This window comes from Mesorhizobium sp. RCAM 05099 (assembly GCF_059683685.1).
The window spans coordinates 585,523-599,164 of the sequence record NZ_CM185035.1 but is presented as its reverse complement, the minus strand read 5'-3'; the positions used below and the strand labels follow the sequence as shown (position 1 = coordinate 599,164).

Below are 13,642 nucleotides of genomic sequence, written 5' to 3'. Positions count from 1 at the left end.
TGTCGAGCACCAACATTTACGGGTCCCGCCTTGCAGGGCGCAAGAGTACAGAACCGCGGCCATCGACACATCAGCACGAAACCGTAGGGCGACAACGCCACAGCTCGCTCTATAGTTTTCGGGGTGATCGCAACGAAGCCAGCGTTTGCCTTAGTCTCCACCGCGCAGCTCCAACGCCGCGCTGGCGGGGGGCCCGCTGCCTCCGGCAACTCCCCCGCTTTCGAAGCCTGACATCGATCCACCGGATCGATGTCTCGGCGCCACGCTGCGCGCGGACGCCCGACCGGCTTCTCAATCGCCCATCTTCAGCGCCTGGATAAACGCTTCCTGCGGGATATCCACCTTGCCGAACTGGCGCATCCGCTTCTTGCCCTCTTTCTGCTTGTCCAGCAGCTTGCGCTTGCGCGAGACGTCGCCGCCGTAGCACTTGGCGGTGACATCCTTACGCAGCGCCGAGATGGTTTCCCGCGCAATGACCTTGCCGCCGATGGCGGCCTGGATCGGGATCTTGAACAGATGGTGCGGGATCAGCTCCTTCAGCTTCTCGCACATCTGCCTTCCGCGCTTTTCCGCCGCCGTGCGGTGCACCAGCATCGACAGCGCGTCGACCGGCTCCTCGTTGACCAGGATCGACATCTTCACCAGGTCGCCTTCCTTGTAGTCGGTCAGGTGGTAGTCGAAGGAGGCGTAGCCCTTGGAGATCGACTTCAGCCGGTCGTAGAAGTCGAACACGACCTCGTTGAGCGGCAAATCGTAGGTCAGCATGGCGCGCTTGCCGACATAGGAGAGGTCGGCCTGGATGCCGCGCCGGTCCTGGCAGAGTTTCAATATGCCGCCGAGATAGTCGTCGGGGGTCAGGATGGTGGCGCGGATCCACGGCTCCTCGATCGCCGAGATCTTCACCACGTCGGGCATGTCGGCCGGGTTGTGCAGTTCCTTCATCGAGCCGTCGGTGAGCAGCAGCCGGTAGACGACCGAGGGCGCCGTGGCGATCAGGTCTAGGTTGAATTCGCGCTCCAGCCGCTCCTGGATGATTTCCAGATGCAACAGGCCAAGGAAGCCGCAGCGATAGCCGAAGCCGAGCGCCGCACTGGTTTCCATTTCATAGGAGAAGGAGGCGTCGTTGAGGCGCAGCTTGCCGACGGCGGCACGCAGGTCCTCGAAATCGGCGGCGTCGACCGGGAACAGGCCGCAGAACACCACCGGCTGCGCCGGCTTGAAGCCGGGCAGCGCCTTGGCGGTCGGGCGCCGGTCCTCGGTGATGGTGTCGCCGACGCGTGTGTCGGCCACTTCCTTGATCGAGCCGGTGAAGAAGCCGAACTCGCCGGGGCCGAGCTCGTCGAGATTGATGCGGGCGGGCGTGAACACGCCGGTGCGCTCGACCAGGTATTTGGCGCCGGTGCCCATCATGCGGATGGTCTGGCCCTTCTTCAGCACGCCGTCGATGATGCGCACCAAAACGATGACGCCGAGATAGGCGTCGTACCAGCTGTCGACCAGCATCGCCTTCAAGGGCGCGGTCGCGTCGCCTTCGCGCGGCGGCGGCAACTGGTGGACGATGGCCTCCAGCACGTCGGGAATGCCAAGTCCGGTCTTGGCCGAGATCAGCACGGCGTTGGAGGCGTCGATGCCGATCACCTCCTCGACCTGCTCGCGGATACGCTCTGGCTCGGCGGCCGGCAAGTCGACCTTGTTCAGCACCACGACGATCTCGTGGTTGTTGTCGATCGCCTGGTAGACATTGGCCAGCGTCTGCGCCTCGACGCCCTGGCTCGCGTCGACGACCAGCAGCGAGCCCTCGCAGGCGGCGAGCGAGCGCGACACTTCATAGGCGAAGTCGACATGGCCGGGCGTGTCGATGAGGTTGAGGATATAGTCCTCGCCATTGTTGGCGTGGTACTTCAGCCGCACCGTCTGCGCCTTGATGGTGATGCCGCGCTCGCGCTCGATGTCCATCGAGTCCAGCACCTGCTCCTTCATGTCGCGCAGCTCCAGCCCGCCGGTGGACTGGATCAGCCGGTCGGCAAGCGTGGATTTGCCATGGTCGATATGGGCGACGATGGAGAAATTTCGGATGTGGTCGAGGGGCGTGCTCATGTCGCGCGCTTTAGCAGGGGCGGGTTGCTGCGGCAAGCGGCACAGCCGCTACCGGGGCAAGCGCCGCCGCCCGCTGCCAGGGCAGCCGGCACGGGCCCTGTCAACCTGCCACGCGACTTTCTCGGAAAATCGATAAATTTTAACCAAGTACGTTAGAGCATAATTCGTGATCGGCATGTTAGCAGGAGAGAATACTTCTTGTGAGGATCAAGGCATGCGGGGGTTTGCAGGCAGGTTTATCGAGTCGCGGAGCGGCTCGCTCGCGCCAATACTCGTTCTCAGCATGATCCCGCTGCTCACGGCGGTCGGCTTCTCGGTCGACTACACGTCGGCGGTCCAGACCAGGTCGAACATGCAAGCGGCGCTCGATGCCGGGATACTGGCGATCACCACGATGCCGACGACCTCGACGCTGCCGCAGCGCCAGGTGCTGCTGCAGGGTTCCTTCGAAGCCAACGGTGCACCGGTGGGGGCTACCGCCACGCTGGGCAGTTTCGTGGTCAGCGCCAACGGCACCGCCACCGCGCAGGCCACGGCAAGCTACTCCATGCCGACCGTTTTCATGAAGATCGCCAGGATCGAAAGCGTGCCGGTCGCCGTCGCGTCGGCGGTGACCAAGACGCCGGCACTGGTGCAGACCACCTTCAAGGTCTCCAAGGTGTCCGGCTACTGGGGCAAGACGATGACGCTCTACGGCACGCAATTCGGAGCGAGCGTGGCCAAGCCGTTGATGACGATCACCTACAGCTATAACGGCGCAGGCGACCCGAAAGGCTACGGCACCACCACCGTCAACACCATCACCAATAATGGCGGCGCCGACATCAGCACGACCGTCCAGAAGCAGGTTTGCACGACCACCAAGGTGAGCAATTTCAACAATGCCCCGGCCGGGTCCATCCAGCAGACCAGCGGCAGCAACAAATACCTGACCACCTGCGTCGATACATTCTATCCCGCCAACGGTACCGGCGCGGTGATCGACGTCAGCCAGATGAACGCCCTCTACCTGCAGATGGACGTGCCATCGGGCAACCCGAAGGTTCTGAAGTCGAACGATCCGGCCACCTCCAACCGGCTCTATATCGGCACAAGCACGTCCGACATGCCCGAGGTCGCGACCGGCCAGACCGTCGACATCTTCACCGCCGTGCCTTGCGGCGTCCCGAGCTACCAGGCGTGGGAAGACGGCGGCAACGCGGTGCCGGCGGCGGTTTCCAATGCCGACTTCTTCTACAACGTCACCGGCAAGTGCGACTTCAACCAGCGGCCCTCCAACACGGTGCTGACGCAGTAGGGGTTGCCGCCCGCGTTCAACGTCTTGCGGGTTTGTGGGCCTGAAGGCTTGGCGATCCTTCCCACCCCCTCTGTCCTGCCGGACATCTCCCCCGCAAGGGGGAGATTGGCAGCTCTGTCCGCCGTGTTCCTCTTGCGAAGGTATTGGCGAAGGCAGCGATGAGGGTTGATCTCCCCCCTTGCGGGGGAGATGGCCGGCAGGCCAGAGGGGGGTGCTGTCCCTCCGGCCATCAGGAATCTCCTTGCCGATCACAAACCGGTGAGCGCTGTAACGAACTCCGTGGCGACGACGAAGTGGGGACATGACCGGCGCATCCAGGCGCCGCCCACGGAGCCAGCCAATGTCGGGACATCAAGCCAAGCGCAGCAAGCTCACCCTATTGTTCGGCCTGGCGGCGCTGGCCGCATCGATCGGCACCGCAGCCGCCCAGCCGCTCACCGTGGTCGAGCTGTTCACCAGCCAGGGCTGCTCGTCCTGCCCGCCCGCCAATGCCAACCTGATCAAGGTCAAGGACCAGCCCGGCGTGCTGGCGCTGTCCTTCAACGTCACCTACTGGGATTACCTCGGCTGGAAGGACACGTTCGGCCGGCAGGAATTCACCCAGCGCCAGGTGAGCTACGAACCATCGCTCGGCCATGACGGGCCGTTCACCCCGCAAGTGGTGGTCAACGGCCACGCCGACGCCGTCGGCGCCGCGCCCGGCGAAATCCAGCAGCTGATCTCGAGCGCCGGCCGCGCCAAGGGCCCATCGCTGTCGCTTGACAGCGGCAAGATCAGCATCGGCGCCGGCTCGGCGCCGGGCGGCAAGGCCGATGTCTGGCTGGTGCGTTACACCAAGGGCGTCGTCCAGGTGCCGGTGGCGCGCGGCGAAAACACCGGCCGCACGCTGCCGCATGCCAATGTCGTCCATTCGCTGAAAAAACTCGGCAGCTGGACCGGCGACGCCACGGCGCTGAACCTGCCGGCGGCTTCGGATGGCCTCAGCACCGCGGTGCTCGTCCAGTCGCCCGGCGGCGGGCCGATCCTGGCCGCCGCCACCAACTAGAAATCACGCTTCGACAAGAGATTTGCGCAAACGCCGCACGAGCGGCGCCGCAAGCACCCGGCCGCCTGGAAGGCGCGCCATCAACCCACCAGGAGACCATCATGACCGTTCTTTCCCGCCTGACGCTGCCGGCGCTCGCTTTCGCCCTGTGCTCGACGGCGCTGTTTGCCGGCGGCATCGCCCGCGCCGACGACGCCACCGATGCGATGAAGCCGGCGAACGCCATGGCGACCGATGCGATGAAGCCCGCCACCGACGCCATGAAGCCTGCCGACCCGATGGCCACAAACGCGATGGCCCCGGCCGCCGACGCCATGAAGCCGGCCGCTGACGCCATGAAGCCCGCGGCGGACGCCATGAAGCCTGCGGCTGATGCGATGGCCCCGGCCAACTGAGATTGGTCCGTGGCCGGCTGTCCCCGGCGGGCTCCCTGTCCAGCCGGGGACAGTCCCTTGCCGGCCCAGGCCGGCAAGTCCGGACCGATTGACGGGCGCACGTGAAATTGAGGCGTCGGCCGCAACTCGCCTGTCGCACAATCCTATCTCATCCAATAGACTCCACACGATGGACGTCACAGGAGTTCAGCCATGACCGACATACAACAACCAGCCGTCAGACAGTCGTCGAACTTTTTCAGGGGCGCGCTCGCCGCGCTCGTGCTGGCCGCCGCTGGCGCCGCCTTCTGGCAGTCGCCGGCGATCTCCGCCGAGGACGCGGTGGTCATCCCGCCTCCGGCGATGGATGAGAAGGCAGCCCCGGGCAGCGAAAAGGCGATCTTCGCCGGCGGCTGCTTCTGGGGCGTGCAGGGCGTGTTCCAGCACGTCAAGGGCGTCAGCAAGGCCATCTCCGGCTACACCGGCGGAGCCAAGGACACCGCCGTCTACGAAACGGTCGGCAGCGGCCGCACCGGGCACGCCGAATCCGTCGAGATCACCTACGATCCCTCCGTTGTCACCTATGGCCAGCTGCTGCAGGTCTATTTCTCGGTCGCTCACAATCCGACGCAGCTGAACTATCAGGGCCCGGACAGCGGCACCCAGTACCGTTCGACGATCTTTGCCGAGAACGACGCGCAGAAGAAGATCGCGCAGAACTACATCGCCCAGCTCGACCAGGCCAAGGTGTTCCCGAAGCCGATCGTCACCACGCTGGAGACCGGCAAGACCTTCTATCCGGCCGAGGATTACCATCAGGATTTCCTGACCCTGAACCCGACCTATCCATACATCGTCTACAACGACCTGCCCAAGGTGGCGAACCTGAAGCAGCTCTTCCCCAAGCTCTACAGCGAGAAGCCGGTGCTGGTGCTGTCGGCCAGCAATTAGGGTCCGGACTCTGAATGTTTGCGCGGAGAGCCGAAGCTCCCCGCGCGCCCCCGGGAACCAACCGGCATCCGGCCCGCCCCAGCCCCGTATATGGACTGGCGCCGATCGGTCGCGGGGCCGGGTGTGGAGACGATCGGGGTCGCCCCCCACACCGGAGCGAACGCCGGCGCCGTGCCGGCAATCGGGATCAGTCGCCCATCTTCATCGCCTCGCACGACACGTTCGGGTTCATGTCGGCGAAGGTGCCGGTCGGGTTCTTCTTCCAGGCCCAGACATGCAGCTCATAGAACGGGCCGAGGCCGTAGCGGTTGGGGGCGCTGTTGAAGTTGAACAGCTGCCCTTCCAGCGACGCCGGACCTTTCGAGGTGATGTATTCGACCGCCACCAGCTTGAGCTTTCCGTCGGCCATCGGCTCGTACATGACGGCCTCGGGCTTGGCGAGCTCGACCGCATCGTCCTTGAGATAGCCGGCATTGACATAGTGGATGCCCATCGCGCCGCCGGTGATGCCGCTGGCGCAGGGGATCGGTGCGTAACCCTCGGCCGTGGCCGCCGCCACGTTCTCGAAGCGGCCGTTGGCGGCACGCACCTTCGCATCCAGCGTGCCGCTATCCCCGGCGTTGGCGGCCGTCGCCGCGATCGACAGGATCGACAGGTTGATGAGGTGCTTGGTCCACAGATGGATGTTCATGTTCTCTCCTCGTTGTTGATGGCGCATGGCAGCGGCCAGCCGCCGCGGCCGCTCGGTCGGACCTGGGCCGCACGCATCAGCGGCCCGATCGGGTGAAGTCCCAGTATTGCGGCAGCTCCTCGATCTCCGGCAGGCCGATGTCGCGTCTCAGATAGTCGTCCTGCGGAGGCAACCGGCGCCGGCTCTTGCGCAATGATGCGAACAGCAGCGAGGCACCCCGCCGGAGAGCCCGGCCCAGTAGCGGGCCTCGTCCGACTGGTCTCGAAGCCGCCAACATCTTGCTGGACGGGTCGTCAGACAAGCCGCCATCGCCGCGAAGGGCCATTTGATGTCCATGGAGCGACTCAACGATAAAAGTAGGGGTCAAGGACCCGCACCTCCGTGATCTTGTCGACAGGCAGCGAGTTCTTCTGGGCGGTGCTGCGGATGGCTTCGGGCGAAGGCCCATCGTAGATGCAGAAACTGTGCTTCTTGTCGGGTGACACGAAGGACTGCACCCAGGTCACTCCCTTCTCCGCATTGCGCATGATGACGCCACCGAGCGCATCGGCGCCGGCATCGTTCATCGGCACATTGAGGCCATCCGGAAATGTGCGTTCAACCAGGTAACGGGGCATGAGTCGGTTTCCTTTCCAGTGATTCACGCTCGTTCCGAGCGCGGCCGGACAAAGATCACGCTCGTCAACGGCGCGCATCGGAGCCTTTCCCCATTTTTGGCGGGACGATTCCCCATGTTTGCAACGTTTGGTGTCGGGAGCCACAAAACGGATACCGACCCGGGCTACCCTGGCGGACAGATGGTGAGGCCGCCGGCCTCGACCTGTGAGAGGGTGATGATGCTTCTGGAACGGCAGACACAGCTGGAGCACCTGGACGGCCTTTTGGCGGAGGCGGCGCGCGGCCACGGCCGCGTCGCGGCGTTGACCGGCGAGGCCGGCGCCGGCAAGACAACGCTTGTCGAGGCCTTCATCGGCGCGGTCGCCAAGGGCACGCGCCTGTTCCGCAGCGCCTGCGAGGATCTGTCGATACCCGATACGCTGGGGCCGCTCTACGATCTCGCCCGCGAGGCGCGATGGGCGCTGCCGCAGGCGATCGACGTCCGGCAGGGACAAAGGCTGCCGCTGTTCTCCGACGCGCTCGACGTCTTCGAGACGGAGGCGCAGCCAACCCTGCTGGTCATCGAGGACCTCCATTGGGCGGACGACGCAACCCTTGATTTCGTGCGGTTTCTCGGCCGGCGCATTTCAAGCACCCACATTCTTCTGCTGCTGACGGCACGAACCGACCGCAGCGAGGGACAGATGCGCGTCCGCCGCGCGCTCGGCGAAATCCCGGCCAGCAGCGTCGCACGCATCGAGGTGCCGCTCCTGAGCGAGGCGGCGGTCCTGTCGCTCGCCGGTGCCGCCGGCCGCGACGGCGATGCCATCTACCGGGCCACGGCCGGCAACGCCTTTTTCGTCACCGAACTGTTGAGCGCGGAAGACGAGACCGCCTTGCCGGCCAGCGTGCGCGACGCCGTTGTCGCGCGCGCCGAACGCCTGTCCGCCGGCGCCCGCTCGATGCTCGACGCGGTGTCGGTGTTCCCCGTGCGCGCCGACGCCTGGGCCTTGCAGGGCCTGTGCGGCGTGGCCAGCGCCGGCCAACTGGCGGAGTGCGTCTCGAACGGCCTGCTCGAGGATCTCGGCGACGGCTACGCGTTCCGGCACGAGATCGCCCGCCGCGCCATCGAGATGATGCTGTCGACGAGCCACAGGCGACAGTTCAACCAGCGCGCGCTGTCGGCACTGCTCGAAAACGGCGACGTCGCCACCGCCCGGCTGGTGCATCACGCCGTCGAGGCACACAATCTGGAAGCGGTGCGCGAACTGGCACCGATCGCCGCGCGGGAGGCCTCCCGCGTCGGCGCGCATCGCGACGCCGCCGGCTACTACGAGGTCGCCTTGCGCCAGGCCGACAGCCTGCCGACGGCGGAGTGCGCGGATCTGTACGAGCGCTATGCATTCGAACTCCACCTGATCGGGCAAATCGACGAGGCTGTCGCCGCGCAGGAACAGGCGCGCGTGCTGCAGCGGGCCATGGGCGACACGCTGAAAGAGGGAGACAGTCTCAGATGCCTGTCGCGCTTCGCCTACCTGCTGGGCGACCGCACGTCCGCGGATGCCTTCGGAGCGCAGGCGGTGGCGCTGCTGGAGACCGTGCCGGCCAGCGCCGAACTCGCCATGGCCTATTCCAACCTCTCGCAGCTGGCGATGCTGGCCGAAAGGCTCGACGAGACGGTGTTGCTCGGCGAAAAGGCGATCAAGCTCGCCGAACGGCTGAACCGGCCGGACATCATCTGCCATGCCCTCAACAATGTCGGCTCCGCCGGCCAGTGGCTGGACCTGGCCACCGGCCGTCAGCAGCTTGCCCGCAGCCTTGAAATCGCGCTCGAGCACAATTTCCAGGAACATGCGGCGCGGGCCTTCACCAACTGCGCCTGCAGCGAGATGAACCAGCTCCGCTATGGCCAGGCCCGGTCCTTCCTCGATCGTGGCATCGACTATTGCGTCGAAAACGACCTCGCGACCTGGCGTGACTATATGCGCGGCGTGAAGGCGCAGTTGCTGCTGCGTCATGGCCTATGGGACGAGGCCGCCGCCGAGGCGCTAGATGTCATCACCAACGACCAGGCGACGGCCCTGGTGCGCTATCCGGCCCTGGCGGCTCTGGCCCGACTGCGGTTGCGGCGCGGCGATCCGTCGGCCGAGCCGATCTTTGAGGAGATGAGCCGGTTCCTGGAAAGAGGAATCGAGCTGCAGCGCCTGGCGCCCTATGCGGCGGTCATGGCCGAGCGGGCCTGGCTCGGGCAGATCGACAAGGCGCAGGCGCTTGCCCTGATCGACCGTGCCGAGACCCTTTCCCCCACGCGGGCGGTTTTCGCCGAACTGGCCAGCTGGCGGCAGCTGCTGGCTCCCGACAGCGACTCCGGTGACACTGACGGCATGGCTGCTCCCTACAGGTTGCTTCTGGCGGGAAACTGGCTGGAAGCGGCGGCTCTGTGGGCAGAGCTGCAAGCCCCTTTCGAACAAGGGCTTGCGCTGATGCGGGGCGACGAGGCGGCCCAGCGTTCGGCGCTGGAGATTTTCGAAACCCTCGGCGCAAGGACGGTTGCCCAGCATATGCGCGACATCATGCGGAAAAACGGCCTCATCAACATCGCGCGGGGGCCGCGCCGTACAACGCGCGCGAATGGCGCCGGCCTGACCCAGCGCCAGATGGAGGTGCTGCAACTGATCGAGCGCGGCTTCTCCAACAAGAGGATTGCCGAACATCTCACCATTTCGCCGAAGACCGTCGACCACCATGTTTCCGCGGTGCTGGGCAAGCTGGACGCTGTCTCTCGCGGCCAGGCCACGGCGGCGGCACGCGACTCGGGGCTGATCTGAAACCGGCCCTTGGCCGTTCCGTCACGTGCCCTTTCGCCAGGGCAGGCTCCAGCGCACCTTTTCCAGCGTCGCCCTGGCCTCGGCCGATTGCGGGTCGGGTTCCGTCTCGCGGTAGTGCGCCGATCCCTGTGGCGGGTAGGCAAGCGTGTTGTTGAGGGCAAACCTGTCGAGCTGGCTGAAGTCGGGGAAGGGCAGGTTTTCCGCCTCGCGCCAGTCGCTGACCCGTTTCTCGGCGGCGACGCGCTTGTCCTCGTCGATGGGCAGGTCGGCGGCGCTGTACTCCAGCTGCGCCGGGAAGGCGAACTGCGCGCCGGCTTCGTCCATGATGTTGATGATCGACAACAATATGTCCTCGCGGATGGCGAGGAACTCGGAGGCGTCGGCTGTCATGATGTAGGTGGAGATGTCGACGTCGAGCGAATAGGGGCCGAAGCCGACGAAGCGGACGCGGCATGGGTCTTCGATGACACGCGGGTGCGCAATCAGCAGCTTGCGCAACTCGGCCAGCGTGTAGCGAAGCTGGTCGGGCGTGGTCTCGTAGCGCAGCTGCAGCGTGGTGGCGAAGCGCGTGCGGTCGCGATGCGCGTAATTCTCGATCTGCATGCCGGCGAAGTCGGAATTCGGCACCGAGATGATGGTGCGGTCGAGCGAGCGGATGCGCGTCGAGCGCATGCCGATATGCTCGATGGTGCCCGACTGGTCGCCGAACTTGCAGAAATCGCCGACGCTGACCGGACGGTCGGCATAAAGCGTCAGGCCGGAAAGGAAGTTCTGCAGCGTCGGCTGCGCCGCCAGCGCCACGGCCAGGCCGCCGATGCCGAGACCGGCGATGACGCCTTCGTAGGGGATGGCAAGCACTTCGGCGAGCAGCAGGAAGGCGACAACCAGCACCGCGACGCGGGCAACGCCGGTGGACAGCGAAATCAGCGTGTCGTGATAGCCTGGCACTTGCCACATCTGGCGATAATGGCCGGCCAAACTGCCGATCAGGTGCCAGACCACCGGCACGAAGCCGATGACGATCAGGCTCCAGGCCACCGCCTTGACGGGGGCCGCGATGACCTGCGGCAGGCCGAGCGGGCGCAGCGCGAACAACAGGAACAGGCCAAGCACGATGGCGCGCACCGCCCAAGCGACGACGCGCAGGAAGGTCGAGCGCTCGGTGTCGCCGCGTGCGCCGGCAACAAGCCCGATCAGCGCGTTGGCGACGAAGCCGAAAGCGATGCCGGCCAGTGCCGTCAGCCCGAGCGCCAGCCACTGCCAGCGTTCGATCGGCCCGGCGCGGGTAAGCAGAGCGGGGCTGATCTCGCGGGCGAAGCCCCGGGTGGCGAAGAACGGATCGCCGCTGGCGAAGGCAGCGAATTCCGGCGCCACCGGCACGTCCTCGACATCGGCATAGAGCGTGCGGATGTTGGCCAGCGTCTCGGGCGTGAATTGCCAGACTTTGCCCTTGCCGGTGTCGACCGGGCCGACGACGACATTGCCGGACGGATGCTCGAAATAGACAAAGGGCGTGTTGCTCCTGGGATCGTCGGGAATCTCCTGCCAGTAGACATAGCCGATGCGGTCGATGACCTTCTTCAGGTAGCGCTCGAGCAGGATCGCCTCGTCGGCGCGCACCGCCGAATTGTAATCGCGCAGGTCAAGTGCCGCCTCCGCCGGATCGCCGACCTCGGAGATGCCGCCGAGCAACATCTTGAAAGTATCGCGCGGCGAGGCGAGCTTGCTGGGATCGTCGACCATGTCGACGGCTTCGCCGCGCGCCGCCTCGGAATTCGGCGAGCTTGGCCTGCAGCGCGGCCAGCGGCGGGCCGACGATGAACCACGCGCCATTCTTGCGGCGGAAAGTGACGTCGAAGGAGACGCTGGTGCCGTATTGCTGCAGCCTGGCCGTCACCTCGTCGGCGGCGATCGCATCGTGAGGCAGGCTCCACAGGCGGAAGGTCGTCTTGTCGATGACGGAAAACAGCAGCTTGGTGTAGTCGGGCATGTTGAGGCCGCCGCGATCGGCCTCGCTGACATCGATGAGGCCGGCGGCGAGCGCGGCAAGGCCCATGCCGCCACCGGTGGCGCGCGGCACGTTGTCGGCGCCGCTTTCGTTCATGGTCTGCAGGAACGAGCGCATGGTTGTCATCGGGTTGGCCTGATCGACGCCGATATTGTCGACGGCGCTGACCCGCACGCCTGTCCACCATTCGGCGGTGGCGGATTCGAAGCGACCCATGAAGCTCTCGCCATCGGGCGACTGGACAAAGCTGAACTCGCCCTGGCGATTGCCTTCGAACCAGTGGCCTTCCAGCGTTTCGCCTTCGGCCCGTGCCTCGATGCGGCCATTGTAGAGCGGGTAGACGCCTTTGACCTCGGCGCCATTCTGCTCGAACTTGATCTGGGCGCCGCCACCGCGCCATTTGGTGTCCCAGACGCCGCTCCAGTTGGCTACCTCCTGCGCGTGCGCCAGCGAAGGCAGCAGGCCGGCAAGGACAAGCGCGGCAATGAGGGCAAGCACGCGCAGCAAAAGGAAGACCAAGCGCTCCCGGCCTGCCGGGGTGAGGTGGACATCGCGCATCGGATTGCCCTTCTTCTCGCCGGCTCTCATGCGCGCCGGCCGAAGAAGGGTTATTCCGCTTGAAGATGAATATTGTATTTCCGGCAGATGATCAGGCGCGACGACTTTTTTCGTCAGCAACGCGGAATCAACAAGGATTAGGGTCAGCCAATTCGCATTTTGCAGGCCGGCATCACCTGAATCACTACACCTCAGTCATAGGTCAGGTCGGTCGCCTTCCCGCCGAACACCCGGTAGGCATAGAATGAATAGAAGATGATGACCGGCAGCACGACCACGGTGCCGGCCAGGATGATGGCCAGGCTCTCCGGCGCCGAAGCCGCCTGCCAGATGGTCAGCTTGTCGGGCACCACGAACGGGTAGAACGACCAGGCAAGACCGGCAAAGCCAAGCGTGAAGATGGCGGCCAGCGTCAGGAACGGCCTCAGCGAATGGCGGTCGTCGGGCTTGGGCAGATGGAAGGTCTGCCGCCAAAGCCAGAGGAACAGCAGCGCCGACAGGATCGGCAGCGGCGACAGATAGAGCATCGAGGGCCAGACGAACCATTTGTCGAAGATACGCGGGCTGGCGAACGGCGTCGCCAGCGACACCGCGGCCATGCCCAGCGCGGTCAGCACCAGCGCCGTGCGCAGCCAGCGAACCGCCTTTCTCTGCAATTCGCCTTCGGCCTTGTAGATGACCCAGGCCGCCCCCATCGCCGCGTAGGCGGCCGAGAGGCAGAGCGCCACCAGCGCGCCGAAAGCCATGCCGCCGAAGCCGATATCGAGGCCCAGCACATAGACGCCCAGCATATAGCCCTGCGCCAGCGAGGCGATGAGCGAACCGAGGAAGAAAATACGGTTCCAGCGGTGCTTGCGTTCGGTCGGCACCTTGGCGCGGAAATCGAAGGCGACGCCGCGCAGGATCAGCCCGACCAGGAGCACGAACACCGGAATGTAGAGCGCGGTCAGGATGACGCCGTGCGCCAGCGGGAAGGCGACCAGCAGCAGGCCGACGGCCAGCACCAGCCAGGTCTCGTTGGCGTCCCAGAACGGGCCGATGGCCGCGATCATCGTATCCTGCTCGGCGTCTTCCGCTGCGGCGAACAGGATGCCGATGCCGAGATCGAAACCATCGAGAATGACGTAGATCAGGATGGCGAGGCCCATCAGACCGGCGAAGATCAGCGGCAGCAGGGTTGGCCAGTCATAGGTCAT

Annotated in this window: 11 protein-coding genes; 5 read left to right on the top strand and 6 right to left on the bottom strand. The window is 65.4% G+C overall.

Annotated elements, in window-relative coordinates; genetic code table 11:
• Positions 1-291: 291 nt before the first annotated feature.
• Positions 292-2,097 (bottom strand): translation elongation factor 4, encoded by a 1,806-nt coding sequence (lepA, locus tag AC56QQ_RS02900; RefSeq protein ID WP_497125485.1) that lies wholly within the window; start codon positions 2,095-2,097, stop codon positions 292-294.
• A 214-nt stretch (positions 2,098-2,311) separates the two neighbouring features.
• Here lepA and AC56QQ_RS02895 point away from each other — a divergent pair, with 214 nt between their 5' ends.
• The 4 genes from AC56QQ_RS02895 to msrA all read left to right on the top strand — a co-directional run bounded on the left by AC56QQ_RS02895 (position 2,312) and on the right by msrA (position 5,764).
• Positions 2,312-3,394 (top strand): TadE/TadG family type IV pilus assembly protein, encoded by a 1,083-nt coding sequence (locus AC56QQ_RS02895; RefSeq protein WP_497125484.1) that lies wholly within the window; start codon positions 2,312-2,314, stop codon positions 3,392-3,394.
• Positions 3,395-3,734: 340 nt separating this feature from the next.
• Positions 3,735-4,439, top strand: a complete 705-nt coding sequence (locus AC56QQ_RS02890; RefSeq protein ID WP_497125483.1) for a DUF1223 domain-containing protein — start codon at positions 3,735-3,737, stop codon at positions 4,437-4,439.
• Between the two features lie 101 nt (positions 4,440-4,540).
• Positions 4,541-4,834, top strand: coding sequence for a hypothetical protein (locus AC56QQ_RS02885; protein ID WP_497125482.1), 294 nt, complete (start codon positions 4,541-4,543; stop codon positions 4,832-4,834).
• Between the two features lie 192 nt (positions 4,835-5,026).
• Positions 5,027-5,764 carry a peptide-methionine (S)-S-oxide reductase MsrA gene (msrA, locus tag AC56QQ_RS02880; protein ID WP_497125481.1) on the top strand — a complete coding sequence of 246 codons (738 nt, stop codon included), beginning with the start codon at positions 5,027-5,029 and terminating at the stop codon, positions 5,762-5,764.
• A 187-nt stretch (positions 5,765-5,951) separates the two neighbouring features.
• On the opposite strand, the gene AC56QQ_RS02875 is transcribed toward msrA, so the two are convergent.
• Together AC56QQ_RS02875 and AC56QQ_RS02870 are read right to left on the bottom strand one after the other, a co-directional pair.
• On the bottom strand, positions 5,952-6,455 hold the full coding sequence (locus tag AC56QQ_RS02875; RefSeq protein WP_497125480.1) for a hypothetical protein: 504 nt from the start codon (positions 6,453-6,455) through the stop codon (positions 5,952-5,954).
• 344 nt (positions 6,456-6,799) lie between these two features.
• The gene (locus tag AC56QQ_RS02870) at positions 6,800-7,072 is read right to left on the bottom strand and encodes a DUF4242 domain-containing protein (protein ID WP_489858632.1); all 273 of its coding nucleotides are present in this window, start codon (positions 7,070-7,072) and stop codon (positions 6,800-6,802) included.
• A 219-nt stretch (positions 7,073-7,291) separates the two neighbouring features.
• Between AC56QQ_RS02870 and AC56QQ_RS02865 the strand changes: the two genes are divergently transcribed.
• A complete protein-coding gene (locus AC56QQ_RS02865) occupies positions 7,292-9,880 on the top strand; it encodes a helix-turn-helix transcriptional regulator (RefSeq protein WP_497128869.1) in 2,589 nt (862 codons plus the stop codon).
• Positions 9,881-9,901: 21 nt separating this feature from the next.
• On the opposite strand, the gene AC56QQ_RS02860 is transcribed toward AC56QQ_RS02865, so the two are convergent.
• The 3 genes from AC56QQ_RS02860 to AC56QQ_RS02850 form a co-directional block, all read right to left on the bottom strand.
• A complete protein-coding gene (locus AC56QQ_RS02860; RefSeq protein ID WP_497125479.1) occupies positions 9,902-11,623 on the bottom strand; it encodes a mechanosensitive ion channel domain-containing protein in 1,722 nt (573 codons plus the stop codon).
• Positions 11,523-12,476: a hypothetical protein gene (locus tag AC56QQ_RS02855; protein WP_497125478.1), complete on the bottom strand. Its 954-nt coding sequence runs from the start codon at positions 12,474-12,476 to the stop codon at positions 11,523-11,525. Before AC56QQ_RS02855 ends, AC56QQ_RS02860 begins: the two co-directional genes overlap by 101 nt.
• A gap of 161 nt (positions 12,477-12,637) precedes the next feature.
• Entirely contained in the window at positions 12,638-13,642 is a 1,005-nt protein-coding gene (locus tag AC56QQ_RS02850; RefSeq protein ID WP_489858634.1) for a cytochrome d ubiquinol oxidase subunit II, read from the bottom strand.